Source organism: Anoxybacillus sp. FSL W8-1294 (assembly GCF_037965005.1).
GTDB lineage: Bacteria > Bacillota > Bacilli > Bacillales > Anoxybacillaceae > Anoxybacillus > Anoxybacillus flavithermus_G.
Genome location: NZ_CP150179.1, coordinates 2,708,706 through 2,725,541, shown reverse-complemented (window position 1 = coordinate 2,725,541; position 16,836 = coordinate 2,708,706). Strand labels below are relative to the sequence as shown.

13 protein-coding genes are annotated in these 16,836 nt (G+C 42.0%); 6 read left to right on the top strand and 7 right to left on the bottom strand.

Annotated features, from left to right (window positions below):
* Positions 1-134: 134 nt before the first annotated feature.
* Entirely contained in the window at positions 135-1,445 is a 1,311-nt protein-coding gene (locus NSQ23_RS14735) for a UDP-glucose/GDP-mannose dehydrogenase family protein (RefSeq protein WP_339171818.1), read from the top strand.
* Positions 1,446-1,507: 62 nt separating this feature from the next.
* Positions 1,508-2,476 (top strand): UDP-glucose 4-epimerase GalE, encoded by a 969-nt coding sequence (gene galE, locus NSQ23_RS14730; RefSeq protein WP_339171816.1) that lies wholly within the window; start codon positions 1,508-1,510, stop codon positions 2,474-2,476.
* Between the two features lie 119 nt (positions 2,477-2,595).
* On the opposite strand, the gene NSQ23_RS14725 is transcribed toward galE, so the two are convergent.
* Genes NSQ23_RS14725 through NSQ23_RS14715 form a run of 3 tightly spaced genes read right to left on the bottom strand, consistent with a single transcriptional unit; the run spans position 2,596 to position 7,445 of the window.
* Positions 2,596-5,295, bottom strand: coding sequence for a DEAD/DEAH box helicase (locus NSQ23_RS14725; RefSeq protein WP_339171815.1), 2,700 nt, complete (start codon positions 5,293-5,295; stop codon positions 2,596-2,598).
* A complete protein-coding gene (locus tag NSQ23_RS14720; protein WP_339171813.1) occupies positions 5,292-6,947 on the bottom strand; it encodes a hypothetical protein in 1,656 nt (551 codons plus the stop codon). The genes NSQ23_RS14725 and NSQ23_RS14720 overlap by 4 nt, the downstream gene beginning before the upstream one ends.
* A gap of 54 nt (positions 6,948-7,001) precedes the next feature.
* Positions 7,002-7,445, bottom strand: a complete 444-nt coding sequence (locus NSQ23_RS14715) for an Rrf2 family transcriptional regulator (protein WP_192948459.1) — start codon at positions 7,443-7,445, stop codon at positions 7,002-7,004.
* A 171-nt stretch (positions 7,446-7,616) separates the two neighbouring features.
* On the opposite strand from NSQ23_RS14715, the gene hmpA reads away from it, so the two are divergent.
* Together hmpA and NSQ23_RS14705 are read left to right on the top strand one after the other, a co-directional pair.
* Positions 7,617-8,846 carry an NO-inducible flavohemoprotein gene (gene hmpA, locus NSQ23_RS14710; RefSeq protein ID WP_339171810.1) on the top strand — a complete coding sequence of 410 codons (1,230 nt, stop codon included), beginning with the start codon at positions 7,617-7,619 and terminating at the stop codon, positions 8,844-8,846.
* A 102-nt stretch (positions 8,847-8,948) separates the two neighbouring features.
* Positions 8,949-9,368: a VanZ family protein gene (locus NSQ23_RS14705; protein WP_064221430.1), complete on the top strand. Its 420-nt coding sequence runs from the start codon at positions 8,949-8,951 to the stop codon at positions 9,366-9,368.
* Positions 9,369-9,376: 8 nt separating this feature from the next.
* Here NSQ23_RS14705 and NSQ23_RS14700 read toward each other — a convergent pair whose 3' ends face one another.
* From NSQ23_RS14700 to NSQ23_RS14690, 3 genes are all read right to left on the bottom strand, one after another.
* A complete protein-coding gene (locus tag NSQ23_RS14700) occupies positions 9,377-10,426 on the bottom strand; it encodes a Fic family protein (protein ID WP_339171805.1) in 1,050 nt (349 codons plus the stop codon).
* Between the two features lie 99 nt (positions 10,427-10,525).
* The gene (locus NSQ23_RS14695; RefSeq protein ID WP_339171803.1) at positions 10,526-11,518 is read right to left on the bottom strand and encodes a Gfo/Idh/MocA family oxidoreductase; all 993 of its coding nucleotides are present in this window, start codon (positions 11,516-11,518) and stop codon (positions 10,526-10,528) included.
* Positions 11,515-12,372, bottom strand: coding sequence for a S1 RNA-binding domain-containing protein (locus tag NSQ23_RS14690; protein ID WP_339171800.1), 858 nt, complete (start codon positions 12,370-12,372; stop codon positions 11,515-11,517). Before NSQ23_RS14690 ends, NSQ23_RS14695 begins: the two co-directional genes overlap by 4 nt.
* 124 nt (positions 12,373-12,496) lie before the next feature.
* Between NSQ23_RS14690 and NSQ23_RS14685 the strand changes: the two genes are divergently transcribed.
* Positions 12,497-13,597: an SEC-C domain-containing protein gene (locus NSQ23_RS14685; RefSeq protein WP_339171798.1), complete on the top strand. Its 1,101-nt coding sequence runs from the start codon at positions 12,497-12,499 to the stop codon at positions 13,595-13,597.
* Between the two features lie 22 nt (positions 13,598-13,619).
* Here the strand turns inward: NSQ23_RS14685 and NSQ23_RS14680 are convergent, their stop codons facing one another.
* Positions 13,620-14,348: a hypothetical protein gene (locus NSQ23_RS14680; RefSeq protein ID WP_088223529.1), complete on the bottom strand. Its 729-nt coding sequence runs from the start codon at positions 14,346-14,348 to the stop codon at positions 13,620-13,622.
* Positions 14,349-14,547: 199 nt separating this feature from the next.
* Here NSQ23_RS14680 and NSQ23_RS14675 point away from each other — a divergent pair, with 199 nt between their 5' ends.
* Positions 14,548-16,821, top strand: a complete 2,274-nt coding sequence (locus NSQ23_RS14675; protein WP_339171794.1) for an S-layer homology domain-containing protein — start codon at positions 14,548-14,550, stop codon at positions 16,819-16,821.
* Positions 16,822-16,836: the final 15 nt, after the last annotated feature.

The window sequence follows — 16,836 nt, the reverse complement described above, 5'->3', positions numbered from 1 at the left end:
CCTTTCTTTTACTATAATGATAGACGAGTTTCTATGTTTTTATAAGAGAAATCTTTCATTTTTTTCGATAGCCGTATCGTGCAAAAATGCTCACGTTTGTGTAAACTGAAAAAAAACGTGCACGGAGGTTGGCTATGAACATTGTCGTTGTCGGAACAGGATATGTGGGCTTAGTGACAGGTGTGGCGCTTGCGCATATTGGTCATCAGGTGACATGCGTGGATGTCGATGAAGAAAAAGTTGAGCGGATGCGACAAGGTATCTCACCGATTTATGAGCCGGGCATTGAGCCGTTAATGAAAGAAAATATGGAAGCGAATCGGTTGTTTTTTACGACAGATGGTGCGCGTGCATATCAGGAAGCGGATGTGATTTATATCGCGGTCGGCACGCCTGAAAATGAAGATGGCTTTGCGGATTTAACATATTTAAAGCAAGCGGTGAGAGACATTGCTTCGGCGGTGACGAAAGACGTGATCGTCGTCATGAAAAGTACGGTGCCAGTTGGGACAAATCATGAAATACAACGTATGTTTAAGCAGCTCGCTCCACATGTGCATATCGATGTCGTATCAAATCCAGAATTTTTGCGTGAAGGGTCTGCGATTCATGATACGTTTCATGGCGACCGCATTGTGATCGGTGCGGATGATGAACGGGCAGCAGCGGTCGTTGCCGATATTCATCGGCCATTTGGCATTCCGATTTTTCACACGGATATTCGCAGCGCAGAAATGATTAAATATGCGTCAAACGCCTTTTTAGCAACGAAAATTAGTTTTATTAATGAAATTGCGAACATATGTGAAAAAGTTGGCGCGGACATTGAACAAGTGGCGGCTGGAATGGGGATGGATGCGCGCATCGGCTCCTCGTTTTTGCGCGCTGGCATCGGTTATGGAGGCTCTTGTTTTCCGAAAGATACGAAAGCGTTAGCGAAAATTGCGGCAAATATTGATCACGATTTCGAATTGCTGAAGGCAGTGATTGAAGTAAACAATAAACAACAACGCAAGCTCATTGAGAAAGCGAAAGAGCGGTTTGGTCGTCTCGCCGGAAAACGAGTGGCTCTTCTCGGTTTATCGTTTAAGCCAAATACAGACGATATGCGGGAAGCTGCATCGCTTGTCGTTGCGCGCGAGCTGCTTGCGGAACAGGCAACTGTTGTTGCTTATGATCCGATCGCGATGAATAAAGCGAAAAGTGTGTTGCCGAAGGAAGTCATATATGCAAGCAGTGTGGAGGAGGCGCTAAAAGATGCTGATGCGGCAATGATTTTAACGGAATGGGATGAATTTCGCCAGTTGGACTTATCTGTATACGTTAAGCAAATGAAAACGCCGATTATTTTTGATGGGCGCAATTGTTATGCGCTTCACGATGTAGCGCGCTACCCAATTGAATATTACTCGATTGGACGAAAACCGATAACGAATATAAAATGACTCCGTCTTTCCTATATATGTGTGATAAAATTGAAGTGCATGACAAGGAAAGGAGATATTGTATGATTTTAGTCGTTGGTGGTGCAGGATATATCGGCAGCCATGTGGTAAAGAAATTAGTTGAAACGAAGCCGATCGTCGTGCTCGATAATTTATCGACAGGGCATCGTCATCTCGTGGACAAACGAGCGGTATTCGTTCATGGCGATTTAGGCGATCGGACGACGCTTGTACGCATTTTTGAAAAATATCCGATCGATGCGGTCATGCATTTTGCGGCAAATAGTTTAGTAGGCGAGTCGGTTGCCGAACCGATGAAATATTATAAAAACAATGTCGCTGCGACGTTAACGTTATTAGAAACGATGATAGAATATGGTGTCAAACGTTTTATTTTTTCATCGACAGCGGCTGTATACGGCATTCCAAACGTTGATCTTATTACGGAAGATTGCCCGACAAACCCAATTAATCCGTACGGTCGCTCGAAATTAATGATCGAGCATATGCTTTCAGACTTTGCCTCGGCGTACGATTTACGTTACGTCGTGTTGCGCTATTTCAACGCGGCAGGTGCGCATGAAAGCGGTGAAATAGGGGAAGATCATCATCCGGAAACGCATTTAATTCTGCTCATTTTGCAACATTTGCTCGGATTGCGTGATAAAATTTCGGTGTTTGGTACAGACTACGATACACCAGATGGCACATGCATTCGTGATTACATTCATGTCACCGATTTAGCGGAGGCGCACATTCTCGCGCTGCACGCCCTTCTTTCGGACGAGAAAAAGACAGCGACATACAATCTTGGCAACGGGCTCGGTTATTCGGTCAAAGAAGTGATCGATATGTGCGAGCATGTGACGGGGAAAAAAGCAACGATCGAATATACAGAGCGCCGTCCAGGAGATCCGGCTCGACTCGTCGCTTCGTCTGAAAAAATTGCTCGTGAACTTGGCTGGAAAGCGACACGCTCGCTTGAAGAGATTATTGCAAGCGCATGGCGTTGGCATAGAAAACAAAAATAAACAGCCGGTCGCGTCGGCTGTTTATTTTTTTCGTTCTTCTAGTTTTTTGGCCATTTGTTCAAGCAGTTTTTCCCATAATGTTTGTTGCTTCGTTCCTTTTTTCTTTGCCATATTTCACCTCATGAAAGGGTAAATAGTTCACGTAATTGTTCGTTGGACAGTTCGGTAATCCACGTTTCACTTTGGATGAGCTGTTCATTGAGCGACTGCTTTTTCTCAAGCATATCGTCAATTTTTTCTTCAATCGTCCCGGTTGTAATGAATTTATGCACATGAACAAATTTCGTTTGCCCGATGCGATATGCTCGGTCTGTCGCTTGGTTTTCAACGGCCGGATTCCACCAGCGGTCAAAATGAATGACGTGGTTGGCGGCTGTTAAGTTTAGCCCTGTTCCGCCCGCTTTGAGCGATAAAATGAATATATGAAACTGTCCGTTTTGAAATTGTTCGATCATTTCATCGCGCGTTTGTTTTGGCGTGCTGCCGTTTAAAAAGACGACCGTTTCTTTTAGATGAGAAGCAAGAATATGTTGAATCATCTCGCCCATTTGAATGTACTGGGTAAAGATTAAGCAACTTTCCCCGTTTTCGCGAATTTGCCCGACAAGTTCAAGCAGCTTTTCTACTTTATGCGATCGCTCGACGATTTGCTTCGGATGTTTTTCTTTTAAGTATAGTGCTGGATGGTTGCATAGTTGTTTTAAGCTGTTTAACATTTGTAAAATGATGCCGCGTCGCGCAAACCCATCGACTTGTTCGAGTTTTTCAAGCGACTGTTGCACAATTTGTTCATATAAGGATGCTTGCTCGACGGTGAGCGGGCAATATTCTTTTTGTTCGAGTTTATCAGGCAAGTCGAGCGCAATACGTTCGTCTGTTTTTGTTCGCCGCAATAAAAATGGACGAATAAGCTTTTGTAAACGTTCGGTCGCTTGTTTATCCCCATTTTTCTCAATTGGCGTCGCAAATTGGCGCTGAAACTCGGTTTGCGATCCTAAATAGCCCGGATTTAAGAAATGGAAAATGCTCCAAAGTTCGTTTAGTCGATTTTCAATCGGTGTGCCGGTGAGCGCAATTTTATGACGCCCTTTTAGTTTACGAATGGCACGCGCTTGTTTCGTTTGGGCATTTTTAATGTTTTGTGCTTCATCTAAACAAATGACATCCCAATCGATGCTTGCGAGGTCGTCGAAATCTAAATGAGCCAAACTGTATGATGTAATGACAAGATCACAGCTTTTTGCTTTTTCGATAAACGTATCTCCATGTCCACGAGTGGATCCGTGATGAACGTAGACGGTTAAAGACGGAACGAATTGCTGACATTCTTTTTGCCAATTGCCGATGACGCTCGTTGGACAAATAAGTAAAGCAGGGCCGTTTCGTTTCTCGTTTTCTTTCACATAGGCGAGATAGGCTAGCATTTGTATCGTTTTCCCAAGACCCATATCGTCTGCTAAACAGCCACCAAAACCGAGCTGGCGTAAAAAGATGAGCCAGTCGACGCCTCGCTGTTGGTATGGACGTAACGTGCCATGGAACGTGCTCGGAATGGTGACGTTTGGGATATGGTCAATGTTTTTCATTTTTCGTACGAGTGTGGCAAACGAGCGATTTAGTTCAATGTCAATCGCTTCATCGTCTTCATGTTGTTCGTTTGTTTTTTCCGCGAGCGTTTGCATCAGCACGTCACGAAGCGATAAACCTTCTTGTTTCGCTCGTTTCATCAGCTTTTGTACGTGTTGAATGACGGCAGGGTCAAGTTGCACCCATTGATCGCGAATGCGCACGAGCCGGCGCTTTTGTTCGACGAGTTCCGCGAATTGCTGCTCCGTCAGTTCGATGCCGTTTGTAGCGATGCGCCAGTCGAAATCGACGAGTGCATCGAGTCCGAATACAGATGTCGCCGATGATTTCACTCGTGCTTTTACACGAAGGCGCGCTTGTTTGACGACTTCCCACCATTCCGGCACGATAACGCGAACGCCTGCTTCGGTGAGTTCGATTGTCGCTTCCACTAAAAAGCGCAACGCTTCTTCTTCGTTTAGTTGCGTGCGCAACGCTCCGTTTTCGCTCAGCCATGGAACGATCGTTTGCCAGCGTTGTTGAGCTCGTTCAATATGGCTAGCGTATGCCTCCCAAGCTTTTGGCATGTGCGGATACACGGTGATGTCATTCGTTTCCATGTCGATAAGCACCGTTTCGAGCGGCCACGCCCCTCCGTCTTCCTCTGGTTCGTTTAAACGAATGGCGACGATAAATGGCGGGCGGTTTTTGTCCCATCCAATTTCTGTTAACCATTCGTACTCGTCTATAAATGGTGTAGCGTCGCCTGAAATAAGCGGATATGTTTCAATGATTTGTTGCCACGTTTGTTTTAGCTCCACGTCCGATTGAATCCAGTCATTGATTGCTTCGGAACGCCAAACGGATACGAACGGATGATCGTCCGCTTCTGTTCCTTTCCATCCGAAGCGCCCGTTTTTCCATGCTTCAAAGTCGGGCATGAGCTGTTTTTGTTCGATATGTCCCATGATTTGTTTTGCCCATGTTTGAAATTGTTTGCTTTGTTCGTCCCATATCATATGAATAAATCGATTGGACGATGGATAAGCAAAAAACGTAAGCGCCTCCCATGGAGAAAGAAGGACGCCAATATGTGTCCCAATCGTCTCGATAGGGGCGAATGTGCCATAAAACGTTTCTTCATGCCATAAAAAAACGATGCCTCTCCAATTACTTGGGTGTGTATCGTCGCTATAAATGAAAAATTGTTTTTGTTCCTCAAGCCAGCGGCTTTGTAATTCCAGTTGCATCATATGAATTTCCCTTTCCGTAATAAATCTTGAAAGGCACGTAATCGTTTTGTTTGTTCAGCTAATGTTGCGATATACGCTTCCCAGCGCGACATTTGTTTTAAAGCACGGTAATGAGCCCGTAGTTTTCGTAAATGTTTGATTGCTTGTTCGTATGCGCTCCGATTTTTTTGTTCGATGTAATACATAATCGTTTGATGGTAAAGCGGAAGAACGAGCGAAGGATCCGCTTGTTCGACTGCTTTTAAATGGAGCGGGTGAATCATATCGACGGTTGTTTTTTCAAGCATATATAATTCAATAAGCTCTTTCCATTTTTGTTCATCAAATAAGTAATCGATGTACGTATAAAAGCTGTACGGAAGCAGCTTTTGAAGAAGCTGTTCGTACCGTTCGGTTTGTTCATTTTTTGTAGCGATACGATATTGGACATAGGCAGATAGTACATGTTGAACAAACCACTCACGGTCAGTTATATGAAGCGAATATAAGTACGTTTCCACATTTTGTTCGAGCCGATGAAACCAATCAGCTCCACGTTGAATTTGCTTTTTCGCAAATGACATATGCATAAAACGGACGATATGTTCTGTTGCTAAGTATGGAAACGGTTCAATGAGCTGATAAGCTTGCTGATCGTTTTTAAGCAAAAATGATACGTATGAAGCGGCAGCGATAAATGGTATTTTTTCTTCTACGGTTTGCTTTTTGTTTAACTGTTCAATCGCCCATGTACATTCCTCTTGGCGATATGTTTCGTCGGTCAATACGGTTGTCCATATGATTTCGTATACATCTAATATTTGTCTAAAGTACGTTAATTCGCCTGACAATACGTTTCTTACGTATGGGATAGTAGCGTATAAAAGTTGTTCATGACTTTTTGTACGCGGTTTTTTTGCTAAATTTGTGAGCGCCTGTTGTACGGTTGAAGAAAATTGTTCCACATGTCGCTCTTGCATGATCGCGAAGTAGCCCCATGATTTTTGCGGAATATGAACAAGTTTAATAAATGTAAATAAGGCGGCATGGACATAATATAAATGGTCTAAAAACGATGCTTTAGATGTCGGACGTTTAAATGTTGGGAAAAACGATTGAACGAGCCTGCGCATATGTTCTTCTTCCGTTATATTGTATAGCGGGATGCGGCGATATTTTTCTTCAAACGATTGCCACCACGCGTCAACGATATTTGCGTTGTTTGACGTATTGCTTCTATTTTTCTCGTTTAGCTTCTGTTGCTGAACGGTTTGTTGTTTCACTTGTACGTCTTTTTGTTTTTCATTGCTTTCGGCTTTTTTTCGTTTTGTCGCTGGTTCTTTCCATGTTCTAATTAAATTCCCGACTGCATCAATTTGATTGTATGCATATAAAAATAACGCAACATTGTGCGGACATAGACCGACGGCTGTGCAAGTACACGATGAGCCCGCCACCTGCTTTAACCGAAAAGACGGCTCATATGTATGTCCTCGGTCTGTCACCTTCCCTTTTAGTACATCATTTTCTACCGTCACATTATATACATGTCCTGTTCGATACAGTTGCCATGCTCGCTTGATGACGTCGCTATGCTTTTTGTACGGTAAAAGCTTCATGAGACGTTGAGCCGCTTTTGTCATCACTTCTTGCGATAACATCGTCTGTAACATACGAAAGCTCCTTTTTTATCAATTTGCCCTTATTTTAGCATGTGTGTTTGTTGTTTACAAACGTGGGGAATGAAAGAACGTTTTTAACGTTTGTTTATTTTGTAATAAGTCAGCAAGTGTATAGGCATCGAGCGTTTGTAAAAATGCTTGCAATGCTTCATGAAGCACATGTTTCAGTTGGCAAACGGGTGTAATAATGCAGTCATTTCCGTGAGCGGCAAAGCATTCAACGAGCGATAAATTATCTTCCGTTTGCCTAACGACAGCGCCAATGCGGATGTCTTCTGGTTTTTTAGCGAGGCGAATGCCACCGTTTCTTCCACGAATCGTTTCAATCAGACCGAGCTTCCCGAGATCGTATACGATTTTACTGAGGTGGTTTTCCGAAATGGAAAACGTACGAGAAATTTCTTTTATATTTGTTTTTCCTCCTTCTTCTAGCGCACCTAAAAAAAGAAGAACTCGTAGCGCATATTCTGTATAGTTCGTCAACTGCATAATTTTTTCACCTTTTCATTTTTATTTTACCTATATAGTAGCACATTCTTCAGTTTTTCCGTCATGTAATGAACTAGTAATAAAAAACATGTATTTTATATATTGCTTTTTTGTTCGATGTATGGTTCAATAAACATGTATATTAAATACATGTTTTGGGGGATATGTGTAATGAGTGCAACAAAATCTTTATTAAACGAACGTACGATACAAATCATTCAATCTACTGTACCTGTATTAGAACAATATGGGGAGCAAATTACACGTCGCTTTTATGAACTGATGTTTGCTAATCATCCGGAGTTATTGAACATTTTTAATCATGCTCATCAAAAACAAGGAAGACAACAAAAGGCGTTAGCAGCATCGGTATATGCCGCAGCGAAGCACATTGATCGTTTAGAAGACATTTTACCTGTTGTGAAGCAAATTGGTCATAAACATCGTAGTTTAGGTGTCAAAAAGGAGCATTATCCGATTGTCGGCAAACATTTATTGCTTGCGATTAAAGATGTGCTTGGTGACGCTGCGACAGATGAAGTGATTGAAGCGTGGGGCGAAGCTTATGGAGTCATTGCTGATGTGTTTATTCAAGTAGAACAACAAATGTACGATGAGGCAGCGAAAAAACAAGGTGGATGGGTTGATTTTCGTCCTTTTGTTGTGCAGAAAAAAGTGAAAGAAAGCGATGTTATTACATCATTTTATCTCGTTCCGCAAGATGGAGGGGAAATAAGCGATTTTCTTCCCGGTCAATATGTGAGTGTGAAAGTGCAAATTCCGAGCGAAAAATATACGCACATTCGTCAATATAGTTTGTCGGATATGCCAGGGCAACCATATTATCGCATCAGTGTGAAACGGGAAGTTGAAACAAATCAAAAACCTGCTGGTATTGTATCGAATTATTTGCATGACCATGTGAAAGAAGGGGACGTGCTTGAATTAAGCGCGCCAGCTGGTGATTTTACGATTGATATGAGCAAAGAAACACCGGTTGTATTTGTGAGTGGTGGTGTAGGTATTACACCGTTATTAAGTATGGCAAAGGCAGTCGCAAAACAACAGCCAAATCGTTCAATCACTTTTATTTGTGCGGCAATCAATCGTCGCGTTCATGCATTTGATCAAGAGTTGCGCATGCTCGCAGAACAAACGAACGTATCTTATTATGTTTGTTATGAACAACCGTCAGAAGCTGACCGAACTCATCCGTATTTTAAGAAGGAAGGATTTATTGACGCTTCATTTATGCGGTCTGTTATCGAGCAAACGAATGTCGATGTATATATGTGCGGCCCAATTCCGTTTATGAAAGCTGTGAAAGATGCTCTTCGTGAAAACGGAATAAGCGAACAACACATTCATTATGAATTTTTTGGTCCTGCTAGTCAGCTGTAACATGTTGTCCTTCCCAATTTGGGAGGGGCTTTTTTGTTGTGAAAAAGAGGAAAAAGAGATAGAATGGTGGGAAGATTTCCGTATATAGAAAGGGTCTGGATGATGACTAAAACAAATCGTATGATATGGTGGGGTCTTGTCGTTGCATGGTGTGCGCTTATTTACTATTTTACAGAGTCTCCGCTATTTACCGGAGAGCAAACGGCGCAATGGATTCGCCATTGGTTGAATTATTTCGAAATTGAAACGAATCGTCCTGTGAGCGACGGATTGTTTTCATGGAATTTTATCGTTCGAAAATGTGCGCATATGACGGTATTTGGAACGTTTGCGTTTTTTGCATGGAAAGCAACGGCTTCATACCGTGTCGCTTGGTTGTTGACGCTTTTTTGTGCCATATTTGACGAATGGCATCAATTGTTTCAGCCGAAACGAACGGCCTTATTCTCTGACGTTATCATCGATATGATCGGGGCAACGATTGTTTTATGGATCGTTTGGAAAGCGAATAAGCGAGCATAGTCGCTCGCTTATTCGCTCATTTTTTTCCACTTCGCACCTCTCCCTTTACCGATTGGTGTAATTTTCTTCGCTTCCTTTAATTCATTTAAGACGCGATTAATCGTTGCTTCGCTAATATCAGGACAAGCGTGGCGAATCTCTTCCTTTGTAAAATACCCAACTTTTCCTTCAATGAAATCTTTAATGCGCTTTCGTTTATTTCCGCGACTTGTTTCTACATAGCCCACACGCTCTTCAAGTTTTTTATATGCGGCAACAATGATCGATAAGAAATAATGCAGCCAAGGGAAAATATCGTTTTTCCCTTCATGCCAATGGATTGATGAGCGCTTTAGCACGTCGTAATATGTTTCTTTACTTTCCTCAATGAGTGTTTCTATACTAATATAACGACCGACTTCATATCCGAATTTGTATAGTAAAAGAAGAGTTAATAAACGTGACATCCGTCCATTGCCGTCGTGAAATGGATGAATGCAAAGGAAATCTAAAATGAAGATGGCAATTGCGATCAATGGATGTACGTCACCTTTTTGAACGGTATGTTGAAAAGTCATGCAAAGAAGGCGCATATGTTCATCGGTTTGGAAAGCTGGTACGGGAATAAAACGGATAAACTTTTCACCATTCGGGAGCGTTTCACTTATATAGTTATCTTGATTTTTCCACTCTCCACCTTGCGAAGGGACATACTCGTATAAATCACGGTGCAGTTGTTTGATGATAGAAGGGGATATCGGAATGGCGTCGTATGATGCGTGGATCAATTTTAACACATTTCGGTATCCGGCAATCTCCCCTTCCGATCGATCCATCGGTAACGTTTGTTCAGCCATAATGCTTTTAAGTCGTTTATCTGTAATGACGATTCCTTCAATCGCATTTGATGATTTTGTGGATTGAATGATCGCTACATTTTTCAGCGTTTCGAGTATTTGAGGAGATTGCTTTTTGTATAAGTCTTGTTTCCCTTTGTATTCATCAATTTTTGTAAGTAGTTGAATCGTTTCCATGGAGTATGGGAGATGTTTCAATAGCTCGTAATTGTATATGCGCATCATATCACCTCGTTTATAAATGATTACATTTAATTATAACATAATGAACTCATTCTTATAAAAATATACTCATTACATAAAAAAAGAGAACGTTTCGTTTTAAACGAAACGTTCGTCCGCAGGAAAGACGATGCCTGTTTGTTTTCTTGCTTCGTCCATCACTTTCATTGTCGCAAGCGAATGGGCGTGTGAATTAATTGTAGATTCCTTCTCTCCCCGTTCGATGAGTGACATAAATTCAAGCGCCTCATAGTACATCGGCTCGTACGGTTGCGGAACGGTGACGTCTTCAATGCGCCCGTCACGGTAATGAATATGAACGCGTGCTGGCGTATGGATCGCATCGATGACGATCGTCCCTTCTTCTCCTTGAATTTCGGCAGGAGCATACGAGTTTGCGATTTTGGAATACATAACGATCGCATCCATGTCGCCGTAATCGAGCGTGATGCTGCCTTCGCCATCTACGCCCGACGATAGGCGAACGCTATGGGCTTGAATGGCTTTCGGTTCGCCAAACAAAACAACGAGCGGATATAAACAATATACGCCAAGATCCATCAATGCGCCGCTTGAAAAGGCAGGGTTAAAGGCGTTTGCGACTGTTCCTTGCTTAAATGCATCGTAGCGCGAAGAATATTGGCAATAGCTTGCGACGTAGCGACGGACGCGCCCGATTTTCGGCAAATGGTGTTGAATCGCTTGAAAGTTTGGTAAACACGTCGCCTTCATCGCCTCCATCAACACGACACCATTTTTTTGTGCCGCCTCAATCATCGCTTCCACTTCTTTGGCGTTAGAAGCGAGCGGTTTTTCACAAATGACATGTTTGCCGTGATTCATAAGCGTGATTGCTTGTTCGGCATGAAACGCATTTGGACTTGCGATATATACCGCATCGACGTTTTTGCTTACTGCAAGTTCATGTAAGTTTGTAAACGTTTCGGTTGCCCCTGTTTTTTCAGCAAAGGCGTTTGCGGTTTCTTTTTGTCGAGAATAAACAGCTTGTAAATGAAACGAAGGCACTTGTTTGGCCGCGCGAATAAACGCTTCTGTAATCCAATTTGTTCCGATTGTTGCAAAGCGAATCATTCATTTTCTCTCCCTTTGATATATGTCCAACCATCTTGTTGGTACACTTTTTCTTCTTTCATTAATCGTCCGAGCGCGCGTTTAAATGCCGCTTTGCTCATATGAAAGCGGGTTTGAATGTCTTCCGGGTCGCTTTTATCGCTATATGGCATCGCACCGCCACGGCTTTCAAGGTAGTTGTAGATCGTTTCTGCATCTGTTTGTAAACTTTCTTGTTTGCGCGGAAGTAACGAAACGTTAATCGTCCCATCTTCTTTCACAGCGATGATGCGCCCTTCGACAAGTTCACCGAGGCGTGGTTCTTGTCTTCGTTGTGATTCGTGAATAAATCCGATATATCCGACATCTGTAATGAGAAACGATCCTGCTTTAATAAGGCGATAAATGCGTCCGCGCACGTTCGTGTTGAACGCAGAAGCGGGAGCGGGAACGCTTATTTGTTTCATCGTTTCTTCATCCGCGAGTTTGGCAAGTAATCGTCCCCGTTTATCTACTTGAAGTGAACAGTATAACTGATCTCCTTTTTCCGGCCAAAGTGTCGGAATGGACGGTAAGTCGTCGAGCGACAATAAGATGTCTTTTTCGATGCCAATATGAACGAAAACGCCGAGCTGTGGTACGACGTCGACGACTTCAACCCAACCGTATGATGACGTCGTAATGAGCGGGCGCTTCATCGTTGCACGCATCCGTCCATCATGATCGTGATATAAAAATACGGTCACATCATCCCCAACTTGTAACTCGCCTTCACATTGACTTTCATGAAGCAAGGCGCTTTCTTTTCCGTTCGTGACGATGTAGCCGAACGGTTTTTGTTCTTTTACTTGCCATGTAACGATTTGTCCAATCATTGCTCTCTTCCTTTTTTATAGCGTTTAATGCTTATTCTACACGATTGCAAGGAAAGACACAAAGGGATGTATCTTCTTTCCTTTTGACGTGTTACAATAAAGAAAAAGTGTTGAGGTGGGGAAAATGAGTAAAGTAGCACGAAATGCGTTATGTCCGTGCGGAAGTGGAAAAAAGTATAAACATTGTTGTGGGAATAATGTTGTGTCGATGCATGAGCTTATCGATCAAGACGTTATTCACTATATGCACGATCTCATTCACTATGCTACATTTGAACACGAATCGTTTTTGTATCGAACGGTTCAAAAACATATGATCGTAGAACAAACGGACGAAGATACAACACCTGTGTTTCGCTTTTTCATTAGTATGTGGGCGATGTTTTTCAAAAAGGATGCACATGGTATGACGATTTTCGATTACTATTTGCGCACGCTTCGTAAGCAGGCAATTCGGCCGACTGTATATAGCATCATTCAATCGTGGCGGCAGGCGTTTCCGACGTTTGTTTGCATAGATGAATTGCGCGATTCGTATGTTGTCGTAACAGATTTATTAACTGGGGAAACGAAACATATGAAACTACTTGATATGCCGGATGAGTTCGAGTTGGAAGAAGGACAAGCGTTGGCAGGAATTTTTGTACCACATGGTCAATATATCGCTTGCTTCGGGACATTTTTTCCTCTCCCGGTCGTTTTAACCCGTCCGTTATACGTATACATACAAGATGTTTGGAAAGCATGCGACGAACAGTATGAACGATGGATTGAGACGTATCCAGAAACGTTTCAAAAATCATTACGTTTAACGATGTTTGACGTCGAAAGTTTATCGCCAAAACAAGAACAAGTGTTTATATTATTTGAACAAAACTTTCCGAAAAAAGATTTGTCCATTCTTGATACCGCTCGTCTCATTTGGGTGGAATATTGTCGTCTGTACAATCCGACGATTCGAAAGCCAGAAGTGTACGCAGCAGCGCTTCATTACATTATGGCTGATGCGATTTTGCATGAATGGATTCCACAAAAACAACTAGCCGAGCAATACGGCATTTCTGCGAGTACGTTATCGAAACGGATCGATACGTTTTACGATGCGTTTGAAGACATTGCCGAACAAATTCACGACCAACTTGATGACTTATTTACTGACTGGGATGATGACGACTGGGACGATGAGGACATCTTTGAAGTATGTGAAGATTGTGATGAAGAGTAAAAGGGAGCGAGTCGGCTCCCTTTTACAGTTTGCTCAACGCTTTTTTTAATAGCGCGTTGCGTTGCGTTGATTTTTGTTGTTCGTATGTTTCACGAAATTCTTTCGCATGATTTGGGCTAAAGCCATTCTTTTTTAATTCGTTTTCTAGTGCGTTGTAAATGACGTTGAATGCTGCATCTGTTTTTGCCTCAAGCTCTTGGGCAGCTGTGTTGTATTTGGAGAAGAAGTAATTAAATGATACCGATTGTCCATTTGCTTTTCTTTCTTTGTACTCTCCAATTGCGTGATCGACAAGCGCGTCAATTTTAGCATTCGCTTGCTGTTGGAGGAGTTCAAACGACGGACGATACTTTTCTTTAATGCTTGCGACCGTTACTTGTTGGACGGGTTCGTTTGTTTTGTTTTCTTCATTTGTATCATTTTGTTTGTTTGATTCGCTTTCGTTATTTGTTCCTTTTTCATCGGATGGCGACGATGACTTGTTTTCCTCCTCATGTTCTGTTTCATTGTTGTTTGCTTGACTATTTGTGTCGTCTTGCTTCTTTGTTGTGGATGTTTGCTCGTTTCCTGACGCAGATGACCCGCTGTCATCAGGCAACACAATTTCATATTCTTCTTCTACAATTTTAGCTACTTCTTTGTCTTCTTTTTTCAAATCTACTTTTTTATTTGTAAGAAAATAATAGTATCCTCCTGCACCACCAAGAAGCAAAACGATGATGCTAAGTGAAATGACGATCCACTTTTTCACTTGACTGATCTCCTTTCTCTTTGTTCCGCTATGTTTATCATACACGATTTTATAGGACAATGGACATAAAAAATGTAACCAAGCTGGAAATATGTCTTGATATCGTCATACAATTGAGTTACTATAAACTTATGGAAAAAAAGATAGATTACGGTTGTTAGTACTTTCATATTTACATATATTTAAATGAGGTGATGAAATGAAAAAATATCTATGGAGTCAAAAAGCGTTGCGGGCGATGATTGCTACGGCGGTTGCTTTTACCCCAGCGGTTGCGATTGGTGGACAAGCTACACATGTTGAGGCGGCGCAAACAGTCGATCAAAAAATTAATCAGCTAGCTAGTCGGTTTTATATTTTTTACAAAAATGCTGATGCGACGACTTTGGAAAACGCAAAAAATAATATCAACAATATTCAATACTCTCATATTTCAAACGCTGTTAATGGGCTATCGTTACATGGATCGAATAAACAAAATGCACTTGTTGAACTTATTAAAGGTGTAGCCGATCTCATCTATACGAAACATGCGGATTCGGCTGATCTTGCGCAGGCGGTAAAAAACTTCCGTACAAATTATGCAGATGAGTTTAATACGTTATTTGATGAAACAAACAACGTCACAGCGGATCAACTCGTTGATTTCGTATTAGCCATGGAGTCTAACTTAGAAACAGCTATTATGCAAAATGCAACACGATCGAATGTATCGTACTCGGCGATCATTCAAACAGCTGTTCAAAATACGTTAAACACAGGAAATTTTGCTACTTTACAAGGTAAGCTCAATTCTATTGGTTTGTCTGTTGAGAAGTTATTCGAATTGCAATCGAATTTGAATGATCAAGTTATTGATACAAATAAACAAGCACGTTCCACAATGCTTCAAAGTGCATTTACGGAGAAGGGTGCGATAATCGCTAATGTAGGAAATGCATATGAACTTCGTGTTCCAATTGTTCAAGGAAGTACCATAACAGTTAGCTTAACAACATCCATTCAATGGGATACATCGAACCCAACGATTGCAACCTTCAGTGGCAACGTCTTGACTGTCCATCAAACAGGGACGATTGATGTTTTTGCTAAAATTGATGGAATAACAATCGCTAAAAGGACAGTCTCAGTTACGGCTGGTAGCACAGGTGGTGGTAGCACAGGCGGCGGTAGCACAGGTGGTGGTGGCGGTAGCACAGGCGGTGGTTCAGTTGTAACTCCTCCAAGTACAGGCGTAGACAATGGAAAAGTAAATGTTGGCCAAGATGCAGTAACGACAAAAGAGCAAACAAACAGCAAAGGACAAAAAGAAAAAGTAACCGAAGTGAAAGTAGATAAAATTGCAGACATCGTTAATCTTGTTTCAGCTCAAAATAAAGAAATCGTGTTAGGCGTTGGTGCGCTTGGAGCGAATGAAGTGGCAAAGGCGGAAGTACCAGCAAAGCTATTTGCGGATGTAGCGGCAAAAGAGGCAAAAGCGATAGTGAATGTTCAAACAGATAAAGCATCATATAAGTTACCTGTGGCGGAAATTCAAGCGAAGCTTACCGAAATCGCGCAAAAGCTAGGTTCAAGCATAGATAATATAAAAATCGTTATTGAAATGACGAAAGTCAATCCGCCTCAAGGAGTAACTGCGGTATCGGATGCGGTGGAGTTTAACGTTGTTGCTACAGCAAACGGAAAAAGCGAAACGATTACACGGTTTACGCAATATGTGGAACGTGAATTAAAGGGATCGAAAGTATTTGTTCCACAACGTTCGGTAGCTGTGCGTGTTGATGCAAACGGCAACCTCGTCTCTGTGCCAACGGTGTTTAACGGTGACAAAGCTACCGTGAAATCGTTAACTAACTCAACATATGTTGTTGTTGAAAATCATAAGACGTTTCTGGATGTAGACGGTGGAAAAACATGGGCTGAAGCGTATGTTGAGGCGCTTGCATCTAAGTACATTATTAAAGGAAAAACAGATCAAACGTTTGCACCAAAAGAAAATATGACACGTGCGCAATTTGCTGTTTTACTTGTTCGTGCGCTTGGATTGCCAAGTGAGACATATGATAAACGGTTCAAAGATGTGAAAGGAACAGAATGGTTCAACGAAAATGGCGAGCTTGCTGCGGCGGTGAAACATGGAATTATTCAAGGGAAAGAAAACGGCTTGTTCGCACCAAACGCTCCAATTACTCGTGCGGAAGCTGCGGTCATGCTAAAACGAGCGTTAGAACTTTCTTTCTTGGACTATGACATGACGCAATTAAATACGTCGAAAAAAGTGACGGATTTCAAAGATGCTGCGCATATTAAGTCGTGGGCAAAAGACGGTGTAGAAAAAATGTATCAAGCTAACATTTTTACAGGTCGGGAGAACGAACGTTTTGTACCGAATGGTTATATGACACGCGCGGAAATTGCCAAAGCGTTAGTAAAGTTTTTAGCATCTGCGAAATTAATGAACGATGTACAATAAAAAAGGGAGCGAATC